30 protein-coding genes and 3 pseudogenes are annotated in these 25,025 nt (G+C 56.3%); 10 read left to right on the top strand and 23 right to left on the bottom strand.

The annotated features are described in order from the left end of the window. The first annotated feature begins 112 nt into the window (after positions 1-112). Both HUE57_RS04380 and HUE57_RS04375 read left to right on the top strand, forming a co-directional pair. Entirely contained in the window at positions 113-769 is a 657-nt protein-coding gene (locus HUE57_RS04380) for a CDGSH iron-sulfur domain-containing protein (protein ID WP_078484406.1), read from the top strand. Positions 770-797: 28 nt separating this feature from the next. Then, positions 798-1,304: a DsrE family protein gene (locus HUE57_RS04375; protein WP_078484405.1), complete on the top strand. Its 507-nt coding sequence runs from the start codon at positions 798-800 to the stop codon at positions 1,302-1,304. A 36-nt stretch (positions 1,305-1,340) separates the two neighbouring features. On the opposite strand, the gene HUE57_RS04370 is transcribed toward HUE57_RS04375, so the two are convergent. The 9 genes from HUE57_RS04370 to HUE57_RS04330 form a co-directional block, all read right to left on the bottom strand. After that, positions 1,341-2,498: a class II fructose-bisphosphate aldolase gene (locus HUE57_RS04370; protein ID WP_078484404.1), complete on the bottom strand. Its 1,158-nt coding sequence runs from the start codon at positions 2,496-2,498 to the stop codon at positions 1,341-1,343. A 9-nt stretch (positions 2,499-2,507) separates the two neighbouring features. Then, a complete protein-coding gene (locus tag HUE57_RS04365) occupies positions 2,508-4,157 on the bottom strand; it encodes a hypothetical protein (RefSeq protein ID WP_078484403.1) in 1,650 nt (549 codons plus the stop codon). Positions 4,158-4,233: 76 nt separating this feature from the next. Continuing rightward, positions 4,234-4,629, bottom strand: a complete 396-nt coding sequence (locus HUE57_RS04360) for a hypothetical protein (protein ID WP_078484402.1) — start codon at positions 4,627-4,629, stop codon at positions 4,234-4,236. Between the two features lie 18 nt (positions 4,630-4,647). After that, positions 4,648-4,959: a hypothetical protein gene (locus tag HUE57_RS04355; protein ID WP_078484401.1), complete on the bottom strand. Its 312-nt coding sequence runs from the start codon at positions 4,957-4,959 to the stop codon at positions 4,648-4,650. 10 nt (positions 4,960-4,969) lie between these two features. Beyond that, the gene (locus HUE57_RS04350; protein ID WP_078484400.1) at positions 4,970-7,312 is read right to left on the bottom strand and encodes a nitric oxide reductase activation protein NorD; all 2,343 of its coding nucleotides are present in this window, start codon (positions 7,310-7,312) and stop codon (positions 4,970-4,972) included. A gap of 98 nt (positions 7,313-7,410) precedes the next feature. Then, entirely contained in the window at positions 7,411-8,226 is an 816-nt protein-coding gene (locus HUE57_RS04345; RefSeq protein ID WP_078484399.1) for a CbbQ/NirQ/NorQ/GpvN family protein, read from the bottom strand. 24 nt (positions 8,227-8,250) lie between these two features. Continuing rightward, positions 8,251-8,562: a hypothetical protein gene (locus HUE57_RS04340; protein ID WP_078484398.1), complete on the bottom strand. Its 312-nt coding sequence runs from the start codon at positions 8,560-8,562 to the stop codon at positions 8,251-8,253. Positions 8,563-8,703: 141 nt separating this feature from the next. Next, on the bottom strand, positions 8,704-9,060 hold the full coding sequence (locus HUE57_RS04335) for a ribulose bisphosphate carboxylase small subunit (RefSeq protein WP_078484397.1): 357 nt from the start codon (positions 9,058-9,060) through the stop codon (positions 8,704-8,706). A gap of 156 nt (positions 9,061-9,216) precedes the next feature. Next, positions 9,217-10,638: a form I ribulose bisphosphate carboxylase large subunit gene (locus tag HUE57_RS04330; protein ID WP_078484396.1), complete on the bottom strand. Its 1,422-nt coding sequence runs from the start codon at positions 10,636-10,638 to the stop codon at positions 9,217-9,219. 164 nt (positions 10,639-10,802) lie between these two features. Between HUE57_RS04330 and HUE57_RS04325 the strand changes: the two genes are divergently transcribed. Continuing rightward, entirely contained in the window at positions 10,803-11,726 is a 924-nt protein-coding gene (locus tag HUE57_RS04325; RefSeq protein ID WP_078484395.1) for a LysR family transcriptional regulator, read from the top strand. A gap of 76 nt (positions 11,727-11,802) precedes the next feature. Here HUE57_RS04325 and HUE57_RS04320 read toward each other — a convergent pair whose 3' ends face one another. Together HUE57_RS04320 and HUE57_RS04315 are read right to left on the bottom strand one after the other, a co-directional pair. Continuing rightward, positions 11,803-12,492 (bottom strand): methylated-DNA--[protein]-cysteine S-methyltransferase, encoded by a 690-nt coding sequence (locus tag HUE57_RS04320; RefSeq protein WP_320416309.1) that lies wholly within the window; start codon positions 12,490-12,492, stop codon positions 11,803-11,805. Between the two features lie 318 nt (positions 12,493-12,810). Then, positions 12,811-13,125, bottom strand: a complete 315-nt coding sequence (locus tag HUE57_RS04315; RefSeq protein ID WP_174672782.1) for a hypothetical protein — start codon at positions 13,123-13,125, stop codon at positions 12,811-12,813. 9 nt (positions 13,126-13,134) lie between these two features. Between HUE57_RS04315 and HUE57_RS04310 the strand changes: the two genes are divergently transcribed. Next, entirely contained in the window at positions 13,135-13,320 is a 186-nt protein-coding gene (locus HUE57_RS04310; RefSeq protein ID WP_174672781.1) for a hypothetical protein, read from the top strand. Between the two features lie 100 nt (positions 13,321-13,420). Here the strand turns inward: HUE57_RS04310 and HUE57_RS19550 are convergent, their stop codons facing one another. The 7 genes and pseudogenes from HUE57_RS19550 to HUE57_RS04280 form a co-directional block, all read right to left on the bottom strand. After that, positions 13,421-13,549 (bottom strand): hypothetical protein, encoded by a 129-nt coding sequence (locus tag HUE57_RS19550; RefSeq protein WP_272902013.1) that lies wholly within the window; start codon positions 13,547-13,549, stop codon positions 13,421-13,423. An 18-nt stretch (positions 13,550-13,567) separates the two neighbouring features. Further along, positions 13,568-14,647 carry a molybdenum ABC transporter ATP-binding protein gene (gene modC / locus HUE57_RS04305; RefSeq protein ID WP_078484389.1) on the bottom strand — a complete coding sequence of 360 codons (1,080 nt, stop codon included), beginning with the start codon at positions 14,645-14,647 and terminating at the stop codon, positions 13,568-13,570. Next, complete coding sequence (gene modB, locus HUE57_RS04300; RefSeq protein ID WP_174672780.1) at positions 14,644-15,321, bottom strand: molybdate ABC transporter permease subunit; 678 nt, start codon at positions 15,319-15,321, stop codon at positions 14,644-14,646. Before modB ends, modC begins: the two co-directional genes overlap by 4 nt. A gap of 65 nt (positions 15,322-15,386) precedes the next feature. Further along, positions 15,387-15,948 (bottom strand): annotated as a pseudogene (gene modA, locus HUE57_RS20055) (molybdate ABC transporter substrate-binding protein). Next, positions 15,902-16,144: a substrate-binding domain-containing protein gene (locus HUE57_RS19915; RefSeq protein WP_320416275.1), complete on the bottom strand. Its 243-nt coding sequence runs from the start codon at positions 16,142-16,144 to the stop codon at positions 15,902-15,904. Before HUE57_RS19915 ends, modA begins: the two are co-directional and overlap by 47 nt. A 281-nt stretch (positions 16,145-16,425) precedes the next feature. After that, positions 16,426-16,892, bottom strand: a pseudogene (locus HUE57_RS04290) (GGDEF domain-containing protein). 101 nt (positions 16,893-16,993) lie between these two features. Continuing rightward, the gene (locus tag HUE57_RS04280; RefSeq protein WP_174672778.1) at positions 16,994-17,521 is read right to left on the bottom strand and encodes a hypothetical protein; all 528 of its coding nucleotides are present in this window, start codon (positions 17,519-17,521) and stop codon (positions 16,994-16,996) included. Between the two features lie 300 nt (positions 17,522-17,821). Between HUE57_RS04280 and HUE57_RS04275 the strand changes: the two are divergent. From HUE57_RS04275 to HUE57_RS04255, 5 genes and pseudogenes are all read left to right on the top strand, one after another. Next, positions 17,822-18,277, top strand: a pseudogene (locus HUE57_RS04275) (extracellular solute-binding protein); the annotation flags it as partial. A gap of 77 nt (positions 18,278-18,354) precedes the next feature. Continuing rightward, a complete protein-coding gene (locus HUE57_RS04270; protein ID WP_174672776.1) occupies positions 18,355-18,525 on the top strand; it encodes a hypothetical protein in 171 nt (56 codons plus the stop codon). Next, a complete protein-coding gene (locus HUE57_RS04265; RefSeq protein WP_174672775.1) occupies positions 18,497-19,132 on the top strand; it encodes an extracellular solute-binding protein in 636 nt (211 codons plus the stop codon). The genes HUE57_RS04270 and HUE57_RS04265 overlap by 29 nt, the downstream gene beginning before the upstream one ends. A gap of 70 nt (positions 19,133-19,202) precedes the next feature. Then, positions 19,203-20,840, top strand: coding sequence for an ABC transporter permease (locus tag HUE57_RS04260; RefSeq protein ID WP_078484385.1), 1,638 nt, complete (start codon positions 19,203-19,205; stop codon positions 20,838-20,840). Beyond that, the gene (locus HUE57_RS04255) at positions 20,827-21,876 is read left to right on the top strand and encodes an ABC transporter ATP-binding protein (protein WP_320416274.1); all 1,050 of its coding nucleotides are present in this window, start codon (positions 20,827-20,829) and stop codon (positions 21,874-21,876) included. The genes HUE57_RS04260 and HUE57_RS04255 overlap by 14 nt, the downstream gene beginning before the upstream one ends. A 53-nt stretch (positions 21,877-21,929) precedes the next feature. Here the strand turns inward: HUE57_RS04255 and HUE57_RS04250 are convergent, their stop codons facing one another. From HUE57_RS04250 to HUE57_RS04230, 5 genes are all read right to left on the bottom strand, one after another. Beyond that, positions 21,930-22,136, bottom strand: coding sequence for a hypothetical protein (locus HUE57_RS04250; protein ID WP_174672774.1), 207 nt, complete (start codon positions 22,134-22,136; stop codon positions 21,930-21,932). Then, complete coding sequence (locus HUE57_RS04245) at positions 22,099-22,281, bottom strand: hypothetical protein (protein ID WP_174672773.1); 183 nt, start codon at positions 22,279-22,281, stop codon at positions 22,099-22,101. The genes HUE57_RS04250 and HUE57_RS04245 overlap by 38 nt, the downstream gene beginning before the upstream one ends. A 290-nt stretch (positions 22,282-22,571) precedes the next feature. Further along, on the bottom strand, positions 22,572-22,751 hold the full coding sequence (locus HUE57_RS04240; protein WP_174672772.1) for a hypothetical protein: 180 nt from the start codon (positions 22,749-22,751) through the stop codon (positions 22,572-22,574). 250 nt (positions 22,752-23,001) lie between these two features. After that, entirely contained in the window at positions 23,002-23,181 is a 180-nt protein-coding gene (locus HUE57_RS04235; protein WP_174672771.1) for a hypothetical protein, read from the bottom strand. Between the two features lie 178 nt (positions 23,182-23,359). Then, on the bottom strand, positions 23,360-24,139 hold the full coding sequence (locus HUE57_RS04230) for a hypothetical protein (RefSeq protein WP_174672770.1): 780 nt from the start codon (positions 24,137-24,139) through the stop codon (positions 23,360-23,362). A 422-nt stretch (positions 24,140-24,561) separates the two neighbouring features. Here HUE57_RS04230 and HUE57_RS04225 point away from each other — a divergent pair, with 422 nt between their 5' ends. Continuing rightward, a complete protein-coding gene (locus tag HUE57_RS04225) occupies positions 24,562-24,768 on the top strand; it encodes a hypothetical protein (RefSeq protein ID WP_174672769.1) in 207 nt (68 codons plus the stop codon). Positions 24,769-25,025: the final 257 nt, after the last annotated feature.

Below are 25,025 nucleotides of genomic sequence, written 5' to 3'. Positions count from 1 at the left end.
AAACACATTACTACGCACCACACCAACACCTAATCATGAGGTAATCAGTCAAGAATCTGCTTTACTCACCTATATCCCTTGTTGCTGGCTACCCACACAGGAGACCGACGAGATGAGTGAGAGCGTCAAATTCAAATTCCCCGGCACCCAGATTGATGTGGAGTGGGACAGTCGGCTCTGTATTCATATGGGCGAGTGCGGTCAGGCGGAGGGTGAGCTGTTTGAGGGTGGACGTGAACCCTGGTGTAAACCCGATCTGGTCGATCTCGACAATGTGGTCGATGTGATTGAGCGCTGTCCGAGTGGGGCGCTGACCTACGAGACGAAGGACGGGAGCACCACCGAAACTGTCGCTGATGAGAACACCCTGCTGGTCTCCTACAACGGCCCCTATTTTCTTAAGGGTGATCTCGATATTGAGGGTGCTGGCGACGATATGCCTGGCGTCCGCTACCGGGCTGCACTCTGTCGCTGCGGAAAGTCGAAGAACAAACCCTTCTGCGACAACCAGCACGAGAACATCAGCTTCCACGATTTCGGTGCCGTGGGTGAACAGGGAACAGCCCTGGAGATAACCAGCGGAAAGCTATCGGTCAAGGCGCTACCGAACGGTCCTCTGCTGATCGACGGCAATCTCTCCATTCTCAGTAGCAGTGGTCGGAGCGCCTGGAGCGGCACCAACGCTGCACTCTGTCGCTGTGGTGCCTCGAAGAACAAACCCTTCTGTGACGGCAGCCATAAAACCGTCAACTTCGATAGCAGTAATTAGTTTCAGGGGATGTTGTGAGGAGCTGACAATGAAGACTATTCTGATCGCGCTCATCACTCTCTACGCAGGCCTCACTCTGGCCGAAGAGAGCGCCCGCTATGTCGAGCCACCCTACGAGGAGCCAAAGGTGGTCTATGACTTCTACCTGGATGACCCGGAGAAGATCAACTCGGCGCTCTACTGGATTCGCTCGCTGATCAATCCCCTCACTGAAGCACCCTATAACTACGCGCCGGAGTTTATGGATATCAAGGTGGTGATCCACGGCACCGAGATCGCGACGGTGGCGAAGAAGAACTATGCGCAGTATGAGGAAGCGGTCGAGCGAATGCGTTATTACGCCGCTCTGGGTGTGGAGTTCAAGGTATGTAATCTAGCTGCTACCGATTATGACTATCAGGTTGCCGATTTTTATGAATTTATCGAAGTTGTCCCTTCGGCATTTCCTGAACTGGTGCATTGGCAGCAGCAAGGGTACGCACTGATTACACCACAGGTCTTTACTCGTACCCGGACGATTGAAGAGGATCGTTAGTTAACCTTCCCCACCCTCTTTAATAGAGCGCCTGTCTCAAGCCACCTTCGATTGCTGATAACCAGCCCCTGTCAGCTCGGTCGCTTCATCCCGTAGGTAGCGTCGACTAAATCCCAGGAAATCGTGATTACGTTTAAGTATCTCAGCCACGGCGGGGCTGGCCAGACGCAGCTGCCAGCAGTGGCGCTGTGACGAGCTATCGTTGTAGGCCTTGCCGACCATCACTTCGCGTACACCGGGGATCTTCATCAGGATCTTTCTGCCCTTGCGGGTAATCAGTTCCTCCTCTTCGGCATCGACGCCGGGGAGATTGAACTTGAGCATGTACTCAATGCCGTGCCACGGCTGGCACTGCTCCATCACCTCTGCAGCGCGACCGGCGCTGCCCCAGACGCGCATCAGTCGACCCGCCTCCTCTTCCACACTCTCTCTGACGCCGCTGTGGAGCTTCAGGTAGTTGTCATCGGCATCCTTGGCGTTATTGCGTAGCAGTTCTGCTACACGATCGGTAATGGCGGTGAAGTAGTTGACCTTGGCGATGCCACTGGCGATCAGTTTGCGAAAGTGATCATCGCTAAGACCAGAGCTGCCGTGCAGCACCAGCGGGATCTGTAGTGCCTTGTTGATCTGCTTCAGACGCTGAAAGTCGAGGCGCGGTTTACCAACCAGCCGCCCGTGTACGGTACCGATTGAGACGGCAAGAAAGTCGGCCCCAGTAAGACGCACAAAACCACGTGCCTCCTCCACCGATGTAAAGACCAGCTCATCACTATTATCGGGGATGTAACCGAGCTCTGCCTCAACCGGCACACCGATGCCATGCGCCATCGCCACCACCGCCTTAGTGGTCTCGATATTCTCCTGCAGCGGCATGTGAGAGCCGTCAAACATCACACCATTACAGCCGTGGCGAACACCATTCACCGCTCCCTCCACACCACTACCGTGGTCGTAGTGGATCGCCACCGGCACACTGCTACGCCGTGCAGCCGCCTCCACCGCAGGGGCGAGCAGTTCGATATCGAAGTGCTGCAGATGCGGCTCGGCCAGACCGAGAATGACCGGTGCACGACACTGCTCGGCGGCGTGGATCACCCCCTGCAACAGCTCCAGGCTCACCACGTCGAAGGCGCCAACCGCGTACTGGTTGTCGTAGGCGTGGCGTAGCATGTCCTTCATCTGTACCAGTGGCATCGCTATCTCTCAATCAGTTAAGGGGGTTGGTTTGTTCGTCTGCTCACCAAATAGCGGCAGGCCGTGCTCGGCGATATGCCTCTTCATCTCAGCAGAGAGACGCAGGATCGGCAGACTCATGCTGAGCGCCTTGGTATGGCGCTGAATCAGTGCCAGTGCTTCGCTCTTGTCATAACGAGGACGGGTGGAGAACTTGCCGGCGCCGCCCTCAACCTTCCAGCACTCATCGCACCGCGCCGCATGCAACCAGGGGCTACGGGTCTCAAAATAGGCACGCTCAACACTCGCCTGCCACGGCTTGGCCAGCCGGGTCAGTATCTGCGGGATCTCTTGATCGTAGAGTCGCATCAACGGCCCCATTTCACGGTCGTAGCGCAGTGCATGCACCGCACCATCGGCCCAGGCGATACCGTCAAGATCGCTCTTCACCACATGCATCAACATCAATTTCAGCGCCAGTGATGCCCACTCCTTGCGAAAAGGTGCCAACGGAATACCACTATGCAGTCCGTGTTGAGCGATCGCCTGCTGCCAGTCGCTCTGTAGCTCTTCGATGAAGAGCACCTTGCTACCATCCTCGCTGTGGCGAATCTTGGTGCGGATATGCAGCAGTACATTGCGCTCATGGTAGTGGGCCGTGAAGTGGGAGCGGTGGTAGTCTGGCAGCGTCACCAGCCACTCTCGATACGCCTCGCCACCGTGCAGGCTCATATATTCGTAGGGCTTGCTGTAGGTGAGTGCCGGGCGTAGCCGATGGCTGCTGCGGGCATGGTTATCGGCCGCCTGCAGCGCGGCCTCACTGGTGGGGAAAAACAGCGCACTGTTCTCGCTATCGGTCACCACCTTGCCGTAGGGAGCGAGCAGAAACCAGCGCGGCTGATCACTACCGTGAAGTGCGCGTCCATGCGGCCGCACACTTCCGATACGGTAGCTGGGCGACTCACATCGGTAGCGCACCACACAGAGATCCTGATCATCGATCGGGTAACCAGACATCTGCAGCTGGTAGGTCGGAATGCGTTTTGCCACCTCGGTAAAGGGAAGATGGGCCTCAAGGTCACACTCCAGATCGTTACTCAGTCGCGGCACGATTTGTGTGAAGTCGAGCGATTCGAGTAGCGCCGCTTTATCGATGCCCGCCTCCCCTGCATGCTCAGAGAGAAACTCCGGCAGCCTCGACCAGTCGAGCTCCTCACGGCGCAACCCGTCACGGCGCATGTTGAGCAGGGTGCGCTGCCACTGCTCAGCACTGGCTCGCTGCTGCGGCAGTGCCTCGATACGATCTCGAAGCTGGCTATAGAGCTGACTGGGGTAGTCATGCACCTCTTCACTGGCGGTGCTGCGCGCTGCCAACAGACGGGTACGCGCCTGCTCAATCACCCGCCTCTGGGGAGCTTCGCGCAGCCAGTTTGCAAACCAGCGGCGGTCACCCTCCTCGAACTGATCGAGCCATTCATGATCGGCGAGCGTGTGGCCGGAGAAGGTGGTGCAGCCACGACAGCCGTGCGTGTTATTGGTGGGGTCGATCAGAATATCGACCAGCGGGTAGAGCTGACGGTGGGGGGTAGTGCTGGTTACACGCAGTTTCAGACGACGCGCATGGTAGCGCGCCCGTTCTGACATGATCTCCACGTACTTACCGCTGGGTAACTGCGGCATTCTGCACCTCCGTTCAAAATTGCTTTCGCGTGCTGATAGTGCGTTGCGCACGCGACCTCAAATTTTGTTTACCTAACTACTCCTTGTCAGGAAAATCGATCACATCATGCGATCCATTCTCCTCTTCAAGCTGTTCGCCCAGCAGCATCTCCATCGCCTCCAACACCCGGTTTCTGATCATCACGGCATTGGCGTGGAAGTAGCGCAGCTGACACTTCACCGGTAGATGGATCGCCTCACGTCGAGTTTCGAAATCGGTCCACGCCACCACCGGAATATCGTTGAAGGCGCGATCGACGACGATCCAGGCATCGCGTTGCAGGATAAGATCGAGCGTCTTCAGCTTTGGGATCGAGAGCCTGATCTCCTCACCGAGTCGCTTGAACGCCGTCTGTACGGTGCTGTAGTGCAGCGCATTGATCTCACCATCACGAGTCGCATAGACGGGCACCTCGTTGTGGCGGGTATACATCAGGCCGCCACTCGTCGACTACGCCACGCGGGCGAGTTCGGACCCCTCTTCCCAGCCACTCTCTCTGGCGCGCTCGACCGCCTCGCTGTGGATACGACTGAAACGCTGACGCAGATCATCGGGCAGATTGCCGACCATATAGTCGTACTGTTCCCACTCGGCATCGACGCGACGCCACAGCTTCTTGATGCCGGTGGCGGGCCACCCCTCGCAGCTCTCGCGCTCGGGGATCATGCCGAAGATCCAGGCGTTACGGATGATCTTGCCCATCTCGGTCATACCGCCGTTGCGGTCGTTGTGAATGCCTACATACTTCTCTGCACTCTTCATACTCAACCTCCTAACTGGTCAGGCTGGCGAACAGGGTCGGCAGCTTCTCCGGTAGACGATCGACATTGTCGATAATGGTGTAGTTGCTCTCGCCGAAGATGCGCTTAACGTAGCTGTCGGCGTTGGGATCGAGTGTCAGGCAGTAGCTGAGCACGCCGTGACTGTAGAGCTCCTCGACCGCCTTCTTGGTGTCGTGGCGCAGATGTTGCGGATCACGCTCGTCGATATCGGCCGGCTCACCATCGGTGACCAACAGGATCAGCTTGCGACGCTCAGGCTGTTTGAGCAGGTGGTGACCGGCGTGGCGCAGTGCCGCACCCATGCGGGTCGAGAGACCACCCTTCATTCCTGCCAGGCGTGATTTTGCCTCATTGTCGAAGTGTTGATTGAAGTCTTTGAAGCGGTAGTACTGCACATCGTGACGCCCATCGGAGGCGAAACCGTGCAGTGCAAAGGGATCGCCGATACCTTCAATGGCGGTGGCGACCAGTGTCGCCGCCTCACGAGTCAGCTCCAGTACGGTCTTGTCCGATCCAGCCATCTTCTCGTTGGTCGACTCGGAGAGGTCGAGCAGCACCACCACCGAGAGGTCGCGATTCTTCAGTACGTTGCGCATGGTGATGCGTGGATTGGGCTGCTCGCCCATGCGGATCGAAACCATCGCATCGATAGCGGCATTGAGATCGATCTCGTCACCATCCTCCATATTGCGCACCCGCTGCACACCCTCGGGGGTGAGCAGATCGATAATCTGTTTAATGCGATGGGCAATTGGCTTGTAGTCGGTAAGGATCTGTTCGATGTCATCGACATCACCCTTCGGCTGGCGGCGCTCATAGACTGTTGACCAGTCGGGCCGCGCCAGCTGGATCTGGTAGTCCCACTCCTGGTAGTGGAACGGCTCGGAGACCGGCTCCTTGCCCCACATGTCATTGAAGCTCTTCTGGTTCTCGCTGAGATCATCCTCGTAGGGGTACATCTCCGTATCGCAGGTCCAGATCTCCTGCGCATCGTCACCGGCCAGCTCACAGTCGACCTCGTTGGCCATCTCGATGACACTCATCCGCTTGCGCACCTGACGCTGGCTGGCGGGGATGTACTCCTTACCGAGGTTGAAGTCGAACTCCTCGAACTCCCAGATAAAGCGGTTGTCGTCGCGGTAGGAGATGCGGTTGCGTTCAAGGATGCGTAGGCTCGGCACCTCCTTGCGGGCGGAGAAGATGTTGAACAGCTCCATGCCCATGTGCCAGGAGAAGCTGTTGTCGTCCTGCTTCTCGACAACCTGCTCATGGAAGCGCTGGGCGAAGGCGTTGAGCTCTTCATCACCGCAAGAGGCGTTGCTGTCGAGCAGCATCTGCGCCACATCCTCCAGAAGCTCCATGGTCGGATGCTCAACCGCCGTCTCATAGTCGTGGGCGAGCAGCGTTCCCCACAGCTTCTTCAGACCGGGGAATTCGTTGACCGCCTTGTACTCGATACGAGCATCCTCGAGCATGCCGATAAAGTACATCTGTGCCGGGCTGAGCTGCTCGGCCGAGATCGGCTTGGTAGTGTAGGACATATGTGCCGCCATATGTGCGGCGGTAGCGCGGTAGAGCTCCAGTCCACTGGTCTCGCCGAGATCATCGACCGCATCCGGCATATGGAAGATGCGGCTCTCGATGTAGGGCTTGAAGTCGGTGTAATCGGCGCCGGTAGGACGCAGGAAGAAATCACGGCCCCAGAGTGCGCGCAGGTAGAAGTTGAGCTTACGCTGCACCCTGATAAAGAGTACACCGCGGCGCTCCTTCTGCAGCATCGCCTTGCTATCAGCCGATTCAAGATTGAAGTAGGCGGTCAGGTTGTTGAAATCGCGGCGGTAGGCCTGGGCACCAAAGTTGGCCCAGCGGCGCAGGCCGCTGATGGTCAGCTTCGAAAGCAGCTCATCCATATGGTTGAGCATCGGGCGCAGGCCGCGTGCAGCGGTACCAGAGAGCTGGTGGATCAGGGTCAGGTAGCCGCGTAGCAGCTCGGCATCACCGAGATTACGTGCGGCGGAGGGCAGGCTACTAAAGAGCAGGCCAACCACCTCACCGGAGACCATCGAGGCGAGTTTCATCGCCGCGGTGATCACATCGGGAATCACATCCTCGCCACACTCCTTGGCAACCTGCGGCATCTCCTGCAGGTAGGTGATAACGACATCACTGCCGCGCCCCAGATTGCAGAGCCCCTTGGCGCCATCCATATAGTCCCGCAGTCCGGCAGGCGACATGATGCGAGCCGCCTCCTGGAAGGTGCCATCAAGCACGTCGCGCACCTCCGGTGCGGCATCCTGCAGAAACTCTTCGTAATCTTCGAGGTTAATGCTCATCGTTGCAGCCTCGCTACCGAGGCGCGCTATTCACGGAGAGACAATGCGCTATAACGCACCGGCCGATGTGAATACCGTACCCCGGCAGCCGTTATCGCTTAGCCGAAGAAGGTCTGTACCGCTGCGTCGAGCGTGTCGCGCATATCGGGATCGTCAGTCAGCGGGGTGACCATGGTCATCGAACACGCCTCGGTGGCATCGATTCCCTTGCTGATCAGCTGACCCGCGTAGACCAGCAGACGGGTCGAGATACCTTCATCAAGACCGTGACCCTTGAGGTTACGAGCACGATGGGCAATCTGTACCAGCTTGCCAGCGGTCACAGGATCGACACCCGACTCCTTGGAGACGATCGCGGTCTCGATCTCCGCCTCCGGGTAGTCGAAGTCGAGTCCACCAAAACGCTGCTTGGTCGACTGTTTCAGATCCTTCATCAGGCTCTGGTAACCGGGGTTGTAGGAGATCACCAGCTGGAAGTCGGGGTGCGCCTCAATCAGCTCACCCTTTTTGTCGAGCGGCAGGGTGCGACGGTGGTCGGTCAGCGGGTGGATAACAACGGTTGTATCCTGACGCGCCTCGACCACCTCATCGAGGTAGCAGATCGCACCGATGCGAGCGGCGGTGGCCAGCGGCCCGTCCTGCCACTTGGTGCCATCCTTATCGAGCAGGAAACGACCAACCAGATCGGAGGCGGTCATATCCTCGTTACAGGCGACGGTGATCAACGGCTTGCCGAGCTTGTGTGCCATGTACTCGACAAAGCGCGACTTACCGCAGCCGGTTGGCCCCTTGAGCATCATCGGCATGCGGGCGTTGTAGGCCGCCTCGTAGAGCGCAACCTCCCTGCCGACCGCCTCGTAGTAGGGTTCCTTCTTGATAACGTACTGATCGGGATCAACTGTAATATCGGTCATAGCGGCTCTTCTCTCTCGATAAACTTATTCTTCGTCGTCGGTCTCTACTTCACCGTTCCAACCGGCGGCTTTCGCCTTGGCGAGCGCCTCGTCATGGATACGGCTATGGCGTTCGGCCAGCTCCTCGGGCAGGTGGCTGACCAGGCAGCCATACTTGTCCCATTCGGCGTTGACCTTCTGTAGCAGTGAGTCGATTCCAGCGATGTTCCATCCCTCGCAGGTCTCTGACTCGGGTAGTAAACCAAATACCCACGCATCACGAATGATCTTGCCGATGGTGGTCATGCCACCATTAATCTCATTGTTGATGCCTACATACTTGTCTGGTTTTGCCATGATTCTGTTCCTCTCATTAGGTGTGAATAACGGGTAATGCGTTAAGCCTACTCTCTTAGCAACACTGACTGCACACACCTAATAAAAAAGCCCCTGACCGAAGGTCGGGCAGGGGCTTCTTCTAGCTACCCCAGGGGCTGCTTATGCAGCGACTCCGCGGTAGACAACCATCGAGGCACCTGCGCACTGGGCAAAGTTATCCAGGCCCAGCAGACGAACGTGATTGTCTGGGTGCGCCTTGTGGCACGCCTCCAGCTCAGCCAGGATCGCATCTACGTCGGTCTCACCGAACATAGGCAGCTTCCACATGTACCAGTAGCTACCCGACGCATTCTGCGGCTCGGTGTGCTCGATTGATGGGTTCCAGCCCTTGCTCACGATGTACTCGATCTGTGTGCGGGTCTGATCCGCGTCCATGGACGGCAGGTATGAGAAGGTCTCAAACTTGCGGCTGGCGTTATCGGCCAGGCTCGAATTGTAATCTTGCATATCACTCATGATTAATTCCTCAATTTAATTTCAAATTCGGTTCTGTAGAAGTGTTGCCCTCTTCGCAAACGGTTCAGTCGGGGGTGAACTTCCTACATGGTCCTGCAAACCATCTGCGTAGGAGCGGCGCTTGCCGCAAACCGTTTGGCCCGAGGGCTATCCCTCTTACTTGTGAGAAACGTCCAGTTTGTCGACGGTATCGAACTCGAACTTGATCTCCTTCCAGGTCTCCATCGCCATCTTCAGCTCTGGGCTGTGTGCTGCTGCGGCGGTAAGGATCTCCTTACCCTCCTTCTCCAGCTCACGACCTGAGTTACGCGCCTCAACACAGGCCTCAACCGCAACACGGTTAGCAGCAGCACCTGCAGCATTACCCCAGGGGTGACCCAGCGTACCGCCACCGAACTGCAGTACAGAGTCATCACCGAAGATGTTAACCAGCGCGGGCATGTGCCACACGTGGATACCACCAGAGGCAACAGGAAGTACGCCAGGCATTGAGCCCCAGTCCTGATCGAAGAAGATACCGCGTGAACGGTCTTCCTTGACGTAGGAGTCGCGCATGATGTCGATCCAGCCGAGGGTTGCCTCGCGGTCGCCTTCGAGCTTACCGACAACGGTACCTGAGTGGAGGTGATCACCACCGGAGAGACGCAGGATCTTGGTCAGTACACGGAAGTGGATACCGTGGTGGGGGTTACGGTCGAGTACCGCGTGCATCGCACGGTGAATGTGCAGCAGCATGCCGTTGTCCTGACACCACTGTGCCAGCTGGGTGTTGGCTGCCCAACCGCCGGTGATGTAGTCGTGCATGATGATCGGAGCACCGATCTCCTTGGCGTACTCGGCGCGCTTCATCATCTCATCAGAGGTAGGCGCGGTAACGTTCAGGTAGTGACCCTTACGCTCGCCGGTCTCGGCCTCTGCCTTCTGGATCGCTTCCATAACGAAGTCGAAACGGTGACGCCAGCGCATGAAGGGCTGTGAGTTAACGTTCTCGTCATCCTTGGTGAAGTCGAGACCACCACGCAGACCCTCGTAGCAGGCACGACCGTAGTTCTTGGCCGAGAGACCGAGCTTAGGCTTGATGGTGCAACCGAGCATTGGACGACCGTACTTGTTGAGCAGATCGCGCTCGACCTGGATACCCTGAGGTGGTCCATTACAGGTCATTACATAGGCAACAGGGAAGCGGATATCTTCGAGACGCAGAGCACGCAGCGCCTTAAAGCCGAATACGTTACCGACCAGTGAGGTCATTACGTTTACAACCGAACCCTCTTCGAACAGATCGATTGGGTAGGCAACGAAGGCGTAGAAGCAGGTGTCATCACCCGGTACGTCTTCGATAGAGTAGGCACGACCCTTGTAGTGATCGAGATCGGTCAGCAGGTCAGTCCATACGGTGGTCCAGGTGCCGGTTGAAGATTCAGCAGCTACAGCGGCAGCAACCTCTTCACGCGGTACACCCGGCTGTGGGGTAACCTTAAAGCACGCAAGAATATCGGTATCCTTGGGGGTGTACTCGGGCATCCAGTATGTTTCGCGGTACTCTTTTACACCCGCGTTATAGCTCTTTTCAGCCATGTCGTGTTGCTCCTCTTGTAACTACAAAAATTGCGCGGTTATCGTTGACCGCTGCGCTTGGTTAAGACACGATGCAAATCTAGCTGAATCACGAAATAATGGAAATTAATAGTAAATATGAGCGCCATTAACGATCGTTAATGACCTCATGAGTTGAGGGAACCATGATCAGAGCAACCCTGCAGCAACTGCGTGTTTTTCAAGCAGTTGCAGAGCATCGCAGCTTTACCAAGGCGGCCGAGGTGATCCACCTCACCCAGCCCGGTGTGTCGATTCAGGTGAAGCGATTGGAGGAGATTCTGGGGGTTTCGCTGTTTGAAAAGGTCGGTAACCAGATCTATCTGACCGCTGAGGGGAAGGCGCTGTTTGCCACCTGTCACGATCTATTTGAGAGGCTGGCGGTGTTCGAAGAGGAGCTCGCCTCGATTCACGGCGAGGTTGCCGGTCCGCTCAATCTCGCCGCCGTGACCACCGCCAAGTACTTCCTGCCCAACTACCTCGGTGCCTTTCTGCGCCAGCATCCCAACGTCGTGCCACAGCTCAAGGCGAGTAACCGCGAACGTATCATTGAGCGACTCGATGCAAACGAGGATGACCTCTACATCATGGTCACTCTGCCGCAGCGCGATGATATCGAGACACACCCCTTCCTCGACGACCATCTGGTGGTCTTCGCCCACCCTGAACATCCGCTGGCTAAAAAGAAGAACATCACCCTGGAACAACTAAGCAAAGAGCGCGTCATTGCCCGTGAAGCGGGATCGGGCATTCGCTTGACCTACGAGCGGATGCTCAAAGAGAAGGGAGTCTCCATTGAGCCCTACATGGAGCTCGGTAGCGGTGAGGCAATTAAACAGGCGGTCATGTCAGGCATCGGTATCGGCGCCCTCTCCACCTTCAGCCTCAAGCTGGAGCTGGAGACAGGCCGACTGGTGGTACTCGATGTGGAGGGTTTTCCCATCAGCCGACGCTGGCACGCCGTACACCGCAGGGGCAAACGCCTTTCACGTGCCGCACAGGCGTTTCTCGAATTTATACAGGAGGCGGAGATTCCCGGCGTAACCCAGCCACTCGACCTGGATGATTGAACAAGCCGCACTCTGCAAAGAGGTGATTGTTATCTACATAGCTAGCCAGCCAGCCGATCTGCGTCTCTTGCCCTCACTACTCCACCAGTGCTGACTGCGCGGCCTCCCACATCTCCATAGCTGCCTTGCGGTCGGAGCCCCAGCGGTATTGACCAATCTCACCGCTCTCACGAATCACGCGATGACAGGGGATCAGGAAGCCGATCCGGTTGGCCGCCACCGCGCTGCCAACGGCACGCTGCGCACGCGGTGAACCGACCGCTGAGGCCAGGGCGCCGTAGGAGCTGAGCTGGGATGACCCGATGCTCAATAGCGCCTCCCACACCTTGATCTGAAAGTTAGTGCCACGTAACAGGAGATGTAGCGGTTTATCGAGTGAGGGTTTGGCAAAAATCCGCTGGGCTAGATCGGCCGCCTCCCTATCGTTACTACTGAGTGTCGCCGCCGACCACTCTGCGGCCAACTCTTTAATCCACGCTTCACAACCATCGTCGCAGAAAGCGAGATTACAGATGCCGCGTGACGTCCAGCCGATCATTGCCCGGCCGAAGGGAGTGTTGGCCTCACCATAATTCACCGTTACACCCTGACCTAATGCGCCCACCTCACCTGGCGTCATCGCCTCGGTTGTGACCATCAGATCGTGCAGTCGGCCCGGACTGGATAGGCCAACCTCTATAGTTGTCTGTAACACTGCCTGTGACTGGCGCAACTGCTGCCTGGCGTGCTCCTTGGTCAGAAACTGGAGAAAGCGCTTCGGTGAGATACCGGCCCACTCACTGAAGGTACGCTGCAGGTGTGACTCTCAGACCGACTGCTGTGGCAATTTCAGCAAGCGTCGGCTGCTGCCGTGCATGGGCTCGCAGATAAGCAATAGCACTTTCAATCACCGCATAGTTACGTCGCTGATCTGTCAGTGGGCCCGACACGTCTCTCTCCCGGATAGTTTGTTTGATCTGTGATTAGTCTCATCCAATCCAGACCATCAGGCCACCCGTTTCTTGCACATCCATACGAAAGCCCTGAGTACGAAGAGGACTTTGCCCTGGTCGACGATATCTGCAACTATCGACGCTAACCAAAATCAATATCGACCACTGAGGATTTCCATGAAGAAGACCGTCTCGACCACCCTGCCCTGATCGCAGCACTCACCTTCTCCGGCCTCACCAGCGCCGCCGGTTATGAGACCAAGGATCAGTGGTCGGCTAAGATCAAAAGTGAGAAGCGCATCACTGCCGCACTCTGCGCACCTGCTGGTTACCTCGTCAGCTGCACGACTCCTTACACCGAGACCGAGAGCGGCAAGCCAGTAGAGACATCCATTACCGCCGAGGCGTGTACTGAGTCGGTCGACTACCTCACTAAAGCGATGCTGCACGACGGCAAGGCCGACCATAAACCAGCGATGTTCTACCACAAGCTCCCGAGCAACATTGGTGCCGGTTACCAGATGGACCACTTCGCCTCGGAGCTGGGCAAGAATATCTTCGGACAGATTCGCGCTGTGCTAGAGCAGAAGGGTGGCAGCATAGTCCGTAGCGCAGAGTGTGATCAGAAGTTGATGACCATGCTGAAAATCAACGGCAACTAGAGCGTAGCCCGGATGGAATAAAACGTAATCCGGGAAACAGAAAACAGGTAAGTTCTTATAAACCCCGGATTACGCATAAGCTCCATCCGGGCTACCGAAATCACCTCGGTATAAAGACCCTTCCACTCATCTGGATCAGCGGACGGTGGGTACCAATGTGATAGTTCTGCTCGTAGTCGATACCTGCCTCACGCAGTACAGCGAGTACCTGCCCTGTTCCAACACTCACTGCGTCTCTTTGCTCACATCAGTCGAGTAGACCAACACTCTTGATCCGTGCATAGAGCTGTGTACCGAGCTTCACGTCGAGCTTGTCGCGTGACTTGCGGGTAATGCGTGCCAGCAGCGGTTGATTGCCCACATTCTCCGGGCAGCAGAGCTTTGCCATCACCTGACCGTGGCCGGCATCGGCCACCTCGATAACAACGGCCTCCCAGATGTTAAGGATGCTGCTGCGCTCCTCATGATCGAGGCTAAGGCTGACATCCTTGGCGGGTATGTTGACTCGCACCTTCTCACCGACTGCCTTGTCGCAGCGACGCACCTGCAGCTTGCCGAAGCGGCTCTCAAGGATGGTGAGCTGGTACTCCTCGTCATGGCCAACCACCTCGGTCTCGAGCACCGCTGAGGCCTCATCCTCGTGGGAGATGGCCAGCTCCAGGTTGCTCATCATCTGCTGCAGCGAACCGCTCGCCTTCACCCGCCCCTGCTCCAGCCAGACCATGTGGTCGGCAAGGCGCGAAACCTCTTTGACCGAGTGGCTGACGTAGAGCACCGGGATCGCCAGCTCGTCATGCAACCGCTCCAGATAGGGGAGGATGTCGTGCTTGCTGCGCTCATCGAGTGCCGAGAGCGGTTCGTCCATCATCAGCAGTCGTGGACTGGTAAGTAGGGCACGTCCTATGGCAACACGTTGACGCTCACCACCAGAGAGGTGCTGCGGCATACGTTTAAGCAGATGCTCAATACCGAGCCACTCGACCACCTGGCTCATCTCGATCTGACGTGCAGCCCTGGGGATGCGCTTTAGACCGAAGGCGAGGTTCTGCCTGACATTGAGATGTGAGAAGAGACTCGCCTCCTGAAAGACGTAACCGATCGGGCGCTGGTGTACCGGCATGAAGTGGGCCTCACTCTGCCACACCTCACCATTGACGCTGAGGCTGCCCGACGCCTGCTCCAGGCCTGCAATGGCACGCAGCAGTGTTGTCTTGCCTGAACCGGAGTCACCGAATAGCGCAATGACGCCCTGCCCCGGTAGTGTCAGCTCAACATTCAGAGTGAATTCACCGAGCTGCATATCAAATTGTGCTTCGATCTCACTCATCCAGCTTCACCGCGAGAGACTCGCCCGTTCAGCAGGTAGAGCGCCAGCAATACTGTGAATGCAAAGCCGATCATACCGGCAGAGAGAAGATGTGCCTGACCATATTCAAGTGTTTCAACGTGGTCGTAGATGGCGACCGAGAGCACCTTGGTCTCACCTGGGATGTTGCCACCAATCATCAGCACCACGCCAAACTCTCCGACGGTGTGTGCAAAACCGAGCACCATTGCGGTGAGGAAACCGGGCCGAGCCAAGGGTACGGCGACGTTGAAAAAACGGTCTGATTTTGATGCGCGCAGTGTGGCGGCCACCTCCAGCGGACGTTTTCCCAACGCCTCAAAGGCGTTCTGTAGTGGCTGTACGACGAAGGGAAGCGAATAGAGCACCGATGCGAAGACCAGACCGCTAAAGGTAAAGGGAAGCGTGCCGATGCCGAGCGCCTGGGTGAGCTGTCCTCCGGGGCCATTGGGGCCGAGGAAGACCAGAAGATAGAAGCCGAGCACCGTGGGTGGCAACACCAGCGGTAGTGCGACTACAGCGCTGATGGCGTGTTTAAAGCGCGACTCTGTTTGCGACAGCCACCAGGCGATCGGGGTGCCGATCATTAGCAGGAAAATTGTGGTGACACTCGCCAGTTTCAGCGTCAGCCAGACGGGTGTCCAGTCAAATGGCATTGATCACTCTCGTATGTATATTTAGCCGCAAAGTACGCAAAGGGGCGCGAAGTAAAAGATAATAATCACTCCACGCCATACCCGTAGGAGGATATTACCTTGCGTGCCGCTACACTTCTCAGGAATTTGATAAAGGCGATCGCCGCCGGATTATCACGCTCTCGACTCAGCAGCACGGCCTGCTGCTCGATCGTGCATAGTAGTCCTGCGGTACGACCCAGAGACTTCCTCCCTTCGCCTGCCACGCATCAACCTGCGACAACGCAACAAAACCGGCATCAACATTTCCGGTTGCGGTGAACTGGAAGGTCTGTGCAATGGATTCACCACGCACCAGCTTCGGCTCTATCTTTTGCCACAATCTCAACTGCTCCAGCACCTGCTTCGCTGCCAGACCATAGGGGCCGTGTTGGGGTTGGCGATCGCTGCGCGTTTGAATTGCGCCTGCTGCAGATAGCGCTCTGCGTTCACAAACTGATTCGATTTCGGACTCCAGAAGGCGATTCTGCCGATGGCATAGGTGACACGTGTTCCCGCGACCGCCAGCCCTTCATTCTCGGCACGTAACGGGCGTTCTCTGTCAGCCGCCAGGAGGACCAAACGGTGCTCCGTGTTCGATCTGTGCATAGAGCTTACCGGTGGAGCCGAAACTAACGCGAGCGGTATGTCCGGTCGTCTGTTCAAACAGCGGTAATAGATCTCGAGCCGCCGAGGTAAAGTTGGCGGCTACCGCTACCTTCACTTCAGCGGCCTGCACCGCTGGCTGGACCAGGAGCATGCTCAACAGCATGAACAGCCCGCCATATGACCATTTGCCCTTCATGACGTCACTTTACCAAGATTGGTTCGAGCAGTAACCGCTGCCATTTTGATGCAACAAAATCTCCAAACGGGCGTTTTGTACAGTAGAGAGTTATCCGCCTGTAGATATCGCTTTGGCCTACAGCCGGTGAATTAGAGATTATTGATAGATTACCTGATCAACGAGAAGGTGCTGAGACAACCTGAATTGCGTTAACCGCCTCATGGTGGCTTCTGCTCACCTAGTAGGTGATTGTTTAACCGTCGAGTGATTTAGCCTCAGGATCGCCTTCAATCTCTGCATCAGGCCATCATTACACAGTTGCGACCATTCCCTTTTGCACGGTAGAGCGCTGTGTCAGCGGCTTCAAGTATTTCGTCTGCATTGGTCCCATCCTCAGGATAGGTCGAGACGCCCAGGCTGACGGTCAATGCAATCTCGCCCTGCTCCTTGGCCAGTACGGGGTGGTTCATAATCGCTGTACGCACACGTTCGGCGACCTTGGCAGCAGTATTCTTGTCGGTGTTTTGCAGTAGCAGTACAAACTCCTCTCCCCACCGTGCGAGGAAATCATCCTCCCGCATCATCTTCTCAACCAGATGGCTGATATGACAGATCGCCGTATCGCCCGTCTGATGGCCATACTGGTCATTGATCTTTTAAAGTGATCGATATCGAACATCACCATCGAGTAGTGTGTATTGATCAGCGTCAGCGTATATCGCTCCAGCGATTTGACCCTCGCCTCAAAGGCGCGGCGATTGTGCACGCCTGTCAGTGGGTCTTGCTCATTTTCAGCAACTAGCTTCTTCCTATCGCGGTTGAGATAGAGACTGGCGTAGAAGCCTCCCGCCAGGGTAACGAGCAGTGTCAGCACTGTGACAAGCAGTGCCCTCGTCTTGAGCCCTTTGTGCGCAAGTACTCGTGGTGAATAAACTGGTGCATCTCTTCATGTTGCACCTCGATCTGGTCAATGAGCTGATACATATTGGCATCAAACTGCTCCATCGCCTCACCGAGTTGAAGCGCTGAGAGCCCCTCTGGATTATTAATAATCGCCCACCCTTCGCTTCTTCTCTGCTGCCAACTCTGTTCTATCTCCTGCAGCGCGCTACGCTCCTCCTCGAACTTCATCTTCTCCATTGCCGCTTGAAGCTGGTTATCAACTGATGCGATTAATCGCTTCCAGTTCTCCCTCTCCTCCGGATTCTGGTGGATCAGATAGTCGTTCGGTGGCATCACGGATCGGTGCAGCGCATTTTCGAGCCGTACCAGCGGCATCATCTCCTCCATCGATTCGTAGACGATATTGTCCATCGCCTTGAATACGGGGAAGTAGGTGCTCACCAGCACCAACGACATGATGCCGAGCAGCGGTATCAAGGCCAGACTCGCCAACACTAAAAACGTGTCCGAGGTGAGATATTTACCATTACTTTCATATGGATATGTCATTTTCTGATTATTTAGTTTGAGCGTAGTCAAAGATTCGAATCAGGACCAGCCGATCTACGGTGAAAGGTCACCATCGCTATTCGCATTCGCGGTTAGGGCGTACTACAAAGAGACGAGATTTAGGCTGCGCTTAACCCTCTCTCGACACCGCTCAGATTTAGAATCACTCTATCACTGCAAATGAGAACGATTCGCAATAGTATCTATTTCAAGATAACTACTGTCGAAATTGAGGAAACGAAGATGTTGAACCTGAAACAGCTGATCGCCGCGCTCGCCACCACCGCTGCCGTGGCACTCCCCCTGACCGCCGCTGCCAGCGGCGAGGTTAACCTCTACTCGGCACGTAAAGAGGCTCTGATCAAACCGCTGCTCGATCGCTTCACCAGTGAAACAGGTATTACGGTCAATCTGGTCACCGGTAAGGCCGATGCGCTGCTCAAACGCCTCAAGAGCGAGGGTCGCAACACCCCCGCAGACGTGCTGCTGACCACCGATGCCGGACGTCTGCACCGCGCCAAGAGCGCTGGTGTCACCCGTAGCTTCGATTCGGCAACGCTCGAGAAGCTGGTCCCTGCCAGCTATCGCGATCCCGAGGGCCACTGGTATGGCCTCTCACTACGCTCGCGTCCAATCCTCTACGTAAAGGGCAAGGTCGATCCTGCAGAACTTTCAAGTTATGAGGCGCTGGCTGATCCCCGGGGAGTCGCTATTTTGCGAAAGTTTGTTTTGGGCATCCAAGCCCAAGCAAACAGCAAAACTTCACGCGACCGTTTATGCCTTCGGCGCCCCGACCGTCCTGCGTACGTTGCGTAATCACCTCTTCGCGGCTCTACACAACTCCCTCAGTGACTCTACGCCGACATAAAGCCGCTGCTGCATCTTCTTCGTCGTCCGCTCGCGCTCTCAACTACGAATATGCAGACGGCGTCGACTATCGGGACTAACCGCCCTCACTTCGCTCTCCATGGCGGTCAGCGGAAGTGGAAGAAGCGAATCTGTATCCGCTCCTCAAGCAATATCTACAACCAGTCACTGGTCGCCTCATTGATCGCCAGTAACGGCGAAGCAGAGACTGAGACCTGGGCCAAGGGGATGGCGGCCAATCTCGCCCGCACCCCCAAGGGTGGTGATCGCGATCAAATCAAGGCAGCGGCTGCCGGGCAGTGTGATATCGCCGTGGCTAACACCTATTATCTGGCCGGTATGCTCACCTCCAAAGATGAGGCGCAGCGCGCTGCCGCAGGGAAGATGGGGCTCTTCTGGCCCAATCAGGATGGACGTGGCACCCATGTGAATATCTCCGGTGCCGCAATCACCTCGGCGAGCAAGAACAGTGCTAATGCGGTCAAACTGATCGAGTTTCTTGCCAGTGATGCCTCGCAGCAGTGGTATGCAGAGAAGAATGGCGAGTACCCTGTGCGTGATAACATCGCCACCAGCTCGGTTCTTGAATCATGGGGCCACTTCAAGGCCGACACGCTCAACCTGAGTCAGCTCGGAAATCTCAACCCCAACGCCGTGATGCTGATGGATCGCGCAGGCTGGAAGTAACCGTAATACAAACAGGATGTAGGCATGGCCCGATAGCGCTGACGGAGCGCTATCGGGCATCTTTATTTAGATGATTAGATTTAACTACTGGAGTACGAGCGTAACCGGCACCGCCCTGATTCTGGCGCTGCCGGTTTTTGTCATTGTGGCAAACCTGTTTGTGCCCGCTGGTGCGGTATGGGATCACCTGGTTGAGACGGTACTGCGCGACTATGTGGTCAATTCGCTGCTGCTGATGGTAGGGGTAACACTCGGCACATTGGTAATGGGGGTTGGCACCGCATGGCTGGTCACGATGACCGAGTTCCCAGGTCGTCGTCTGTTCGAGTGGGCGCTACTACTGCCGATGGCGATCCCCGCCTATATCATCGCCTACACCTACACCGGCATGTTCGACTTCGCCGGTCCGCTACAGGGTGCACTACGCGAGCTGACTGGTTGGGGTTATGGCGACTACTGGTTCCCCGAGATACGCTCCATTGAGGGGGCAGCGATCATGCTGGCACTGGTGCTCTACCCCTACGTCTACCTGCTGACTCGCACCGCCTTCATCGAGCAGTCACTCTGTGTGACAGAGGTGAGTCGTAGCCTGGGCAAGGGACCGTGGCGCACCTTCTACAGCGTCGCCCTGCCGCTGGCCCGCCCCTCGATCGTCGCCGGTCTCTCACTGGTGTTGATGGAGACGTTGGCCGACTACGGCACAGTGCAATACTTCGGTGTTTCCACCTTCACCACCGGCATATTCCGTACCTGGTATGGACTCGATAATGCCGCTGCGGCGGCGCAGCTCTCGGCGATCCTACTGCTGTTTGTCTTTGTGCTACTGAGCCTGGAGCGAATCTCACGCAAACAGGCGCGCTATCACCACACTGGGCACAAACAGCAGCCAATCAAACGCTACCCACTGCACGGCTGGCGATCTCTTTTTGCCCTGTTCTTCTGCCTCGGGCCACTGTTGTTTGGTTTCCTCCTACCGGCTGGACAGCTCGGTTTCTGGGCCGTGGCAACCTTTGAGGATAGTGTCGATGGGCGCTTTGCCGAGCTGGTGTTGCACAGCGTCGGGCTCGCTGCAGCCGCCGCCGTGCTGGCACTCTTTCTGGCACTACTGCTCGGTTACGGTCGCCGCCTACGCCCAACCCGACCGGTACGCTTTGCGGTGCGCAGTGCCGGGCTGGGTTACGCGGTGCCGGGCACTGTTATTGCGGTCGGCGTGGTGATCCCCTTTGGCTGGTTCGACAATGCCCTCGATAGCTGGATGCGAGCCGAGTTTGATATCTCCACCGGACTGCTGCTGAGCGGCACCGTGGCGGCACTGCTATTTGCCTACATGGTGCGCTTTCTCGCCGTCTCTCTGAATGCGGTCGAGACCGGGCTGCAGCGCATCACCCCCTCTATGGATGAGGCGGCGCAGTCGATGGGCCTTCGTCCATTGGCGATCCTCGGCAGGGTCCATATTCCGATCCTCAAGGGGAGTCTGCTCACCGCCCTGCTGCTGGTGTTTGTAGATGTGCTTAAAGAACTGCCAGCGACGCTGATCTTACGTCCGTTTAACTTCAACACCCTGGCGGTGCGTGCCTACGAGCTGGCCGCCGATGAGCGCCTCGCAGACGCCTCTGCCGCTGCGCTTGCAATCGTCGTCGCCGGAATCGTTCCCGTAATTCTTCTCAGCCGTTCCATCTCAAGGGCCAGAGACCATGATGCAACTTGATGTAAGAGACGCTGCCGTCGCCTACGGCAATAAAACCGTTATCGAAGGGGTGTCGTTCTCACTCGCCTCCGGTGAGATCGGCTGTCTGCTCGGGCCAAGCGGCTGCGGCAAGACCTCCCTGCTGCGCGCCATTGCAGGGTTTGAACCGCTCTCCAGCGGTGAGATCGATCTGCATGGGCGCAGCGTCTCGGCCGTCGGCCAAACGCTATCACCCGAGCAGCGCCGCATCGGCATGGTGTTCCAGGAGTTCGCCCTCTTCCCCCATCTGAGTGTGGCGAAAAATGTCGGCTTCGGTCTTGAACATATGAACGGTGCAGAACGCAGCGCACGAGTCGAAGAGCTATTGTCATTAGTGGGCATGTCACATCTGGCGAACGTGCATCCACACCAGCTCTCCGGCGGACAGCAGCAACGCATCGCACTGATCCGAGCGATGGCGCCACGTCCAGAGATCTTGCTGATGGATGAGCCCTTCTCCAGCCTCGATACCGAACTGCGGGAACAGTTGGCACGTGAGGTGCGCAATCTGCTCAAGCGCGACAACATCACCGCCATTCTGGTGACTCACGATCAGATGGAGGCGTTTGCGATGGCCGACTCCATCGGTGTGGTGGGTGAGGGTCGACTGCACCAGTGGGCCAACGGTTACACCACTTACCACAACCCGAGCAACCGCTTTGTTGCCGGCTTCATCGGCCAGGGCGTCATGCTACCGGGTCAGATTGTCGAAGGTGGGCGCATTCAGACCGAGCTCGGCATCATCGGCGAGGCGGTGCCCGCCTCCTGCCACAGCAGCGCCGAGGTTGAACTGCTACTGCGCCCCGACGATGTGATTCATGATGATGAGAGCAAACTGCAGCTAGAGGTGAAGGGTAAGGATTTTCGCGGCGCCGAGTATCTCTATACCCTGCTACTGCCGAGCGGTCAGGAGATTCTCTGTATGGTGCAGAGCCACCACAATCACAATTTTGGGAGAGAAGATCGGCATCCGTCTCGATGTGGAGGATCTGGCGCTCTTCCCTGTTCGGGAGTCTGAGAAGCTGGCCGAGTGTTAAGCAGCCACCGATCGATTCAGTCACCCTGAATGAATCAGATACTCCTGAGTGAGTGCTGTTCGTAGACCAGCGAGACGATCTGCCAGCCCCGCGCGTCGCCTACCAGGGTTAACACATCCACCCCCTCGCGCACTTCTCGGTCGACGGTGAATCGGTAGTCGGCAGTTACCACGGCGATATGGCCGTTTCGTTCGACCCTGGCATTAAACCCAGCCTTCAGACCGGCTATTCTCTTCGCCATACTCCTCCTGCTCCGGTAGCGCGGCATCGATCGGTTCGACTCCCGCCCCGGTACCCATCTCACAACGTGCCATCACGGCATTGCCAGCAAACAGTGCTCGCCCTGGCAAAACGTTTCTCTGAAGGCCTGGGTAGAGGTCGATCAACGCCTCGGGGCTCTCCAGTACATGTGCTATCAGTGTCGTTGAGGGGCGCTTGATCTTGCATCATCTGTTCCAACATTAAGCAACTATCACTGATCTCGAACGAAGGCGATCAGATCTTCCAGCCAGTCTGTCCATCAACCGTGCGACAAAGGGTATGTCTGAATAAAGTGGTCATTCACGGTGAGTGGTTTTATTGGCATCGACTCCACGTAGGCGCGGCCATCTATCATAAAGAAGTCAATCGCCCCGTAGTCCAGGTGCAGATCGCGTCGCACCTGGGAAGCTCTTGGTCAGGCCCTCACCTCTATCTCCTCATGAGAGAGCATGTGATCATCACAGAGCAGTGAGTTATAACGGCTACGGGTGATCATTCCATCACTCCCGGGAGAAGGGTAGCGCTGCTTGGTGATCGGAAAATCGAGCGAACCGGTAGGAATCGCTCCACCATCTGGTTCACGGTTTTCCCACACGCCTCGGGACGGCCGCCAACGATTCGAAGACCTGATAGTGGGGACAGCGCTGCTCCTTGTAGTGGCGGTTAACCAGCTTTGAGAAACTGATGCGAGTCTCGCAACAAGATTGTTCGCCGTTCGTAGCTCAACTCTGGTACGCCACGATGGTTATAGATCGACTGGCAATAACTGGCCCGGCATGTGATCACCCGCTCAACTATTGACTGTGAATAGAGCTCTCTAGCGATCGAGAGCGCCTTACCGTTGATCACACGCGGATAGAGCTGCTCAACGGCAGCAAACTTTTCGGCACCTCGGTGAGATCGACATGCAGCATCGCGCAGGGTGCCAAATCGTTGCCATCGACACGGTCACGCAGACGATAACTCCAGCCCGGCAGCCTTCGAACGGCTGCGGCGCGAGAGGATGTAGTGGTTGGCGTCTCCAAACGCCTTCACACGTTCGACGTATATATCGAGGATCACCACCGCGTGACCCCGCCTCTGGCACGGATGTGTGGTGCTGTAGAGCGCTCCTGCTCTGGCCTATTCATCTTTGACATACCTGATCATCTCATCCTGCATGCACTGCATATATTCTGCTATCAGCGGATGCGTTCGATCCACTCATCCCCGTTGTCGTTGTCTTGTTGGCATCGATGACAAATGCCCACCATCGACCATGAAGTAGTCAATCGAACCGTAATCGAGATTGAGCATTTTGCGTATGGCAGCCACCTCATCAGGAACTTCCTCAAAGGAATCAACTGAGACCACCTTGGCAGGGTCACAGAGCAGCGAGTCGAAGGCGGAGCGACTGGTGAATTCGTAATCGTAGAAGAAGTTGTAGCGGTGTTTCTCAATCGGTAGTTCAAGTGAGCCTGGTAGGAAGCGTTCGACCATCAGCTCTTTATTGGACCACACCAACTCTGGTACCTCATTGAGGTCAGCATGAACCTGATACTCAGGGCAGCGTAGCTGTTTATAGTGCGGTTTGATCAGCTTCTTCAATAGGTGACCGATGCGTGCCAGGACCGTTAGGCGACGATAGTAGTTAAACTCTGGCACACCGCGATGGTTGTAGATCGACTTGCTGATGACGGGGCCGCCATAGGAGGAATCCTGCTGTAGCATCGCTCGTGAGTAGCGCCGACGGTCAATGGAGGGTGCCTTGCCATTGACCACGCGGGTATAGTACCGGTCGATCCGATGAAAATGCTCGGGTACCTCGGTCAGGTCGATATGCATGAAGGCGCACGGTGCCAGATCACGACCATTGAAGCGATCCCGCAGACGATAGCTCAAACCCTTATCAGCGAGCCCCTTTAGCAGACGCGAGAGGATGTAGTGGTCTGAGTTGGCAACTGTAGCGATGCGTTCGACATAGACGTCGAGATCTGCTGGCATGAATACTCCCTGATATCGTCAACTGATCACGCTACTATGCAATGATAATACTATTAGTACGCAAGTGAAGATCCCTTTGCTATATAACTGATTGTCGTTCCTAGCTTCTGCGAAAATTAACAACGGAATGTGCTTCCCAAACAACCGGCCACACTAGATCCCAGCCATTTTCTAGTAACGACAAACAAACACTAATAGAAAATACTAACAATTCACAACCATTAAATGCCTAGACAATTACCTTCTCGGTATATAATGGTCGCTTGATCAAGACCATATCCTGACACCTTCAACCCTTGTAAACTTAACACCTTAAAACCTTTCTTTCTCACATAGGTAAAAGCCTCCGCATATCGTTCACGGTGCGAATCATCCAGTATCATAACGCCTATTTCGGTTAATACACCGGGGAGTCGCTATTTTTGCGGAAGCTTGTTTTGGGCGTCCAAGCCCAAGCAAGCGGCAAATACTTAACGCGACCGTTTATGCCTACGGCGCCCCGACCGTCCTGCGTACGTTGCGTAATCACCTCTTCGCGGCTCTACACAACTCCCTCAGTGACTCTACGCCGACATAAAGCCGCTGCTGCATCTTCTTCGTCGTTCGCTCGCGCTCTCAACTACGAATAGGCAGACGGCGTCGACTATCGCGGACTAACCGCCTTCGCTTCGCTATCCATGGCGGTCAGCGTTCGCACTCTGCTTTATACAATTCACTCTATCTCTTCCGTCCACTATAACTACGTCAAACTTCTCATCCATGGAGCTAATCACACGACAGTAATCGCCATCAATATCTTTAGACATAAACACAAGCTTCACATTACTAGGAACCATTTCCTCAACCAAAGACAACCACTTTTATCGTACTCAACAGAGGTAACGCT

Source organism: Candidatus Reidiella endopervernicosa, assembly GCF_013343005.1.
In the GTDB taxonomy this organism is placed as follows: domain Bacteria; phylum Pseudomonadota; class Gammaproteobacteria.
This window is presented reverse-complemented; position numbering and strand designations above follow the sequence as displayed.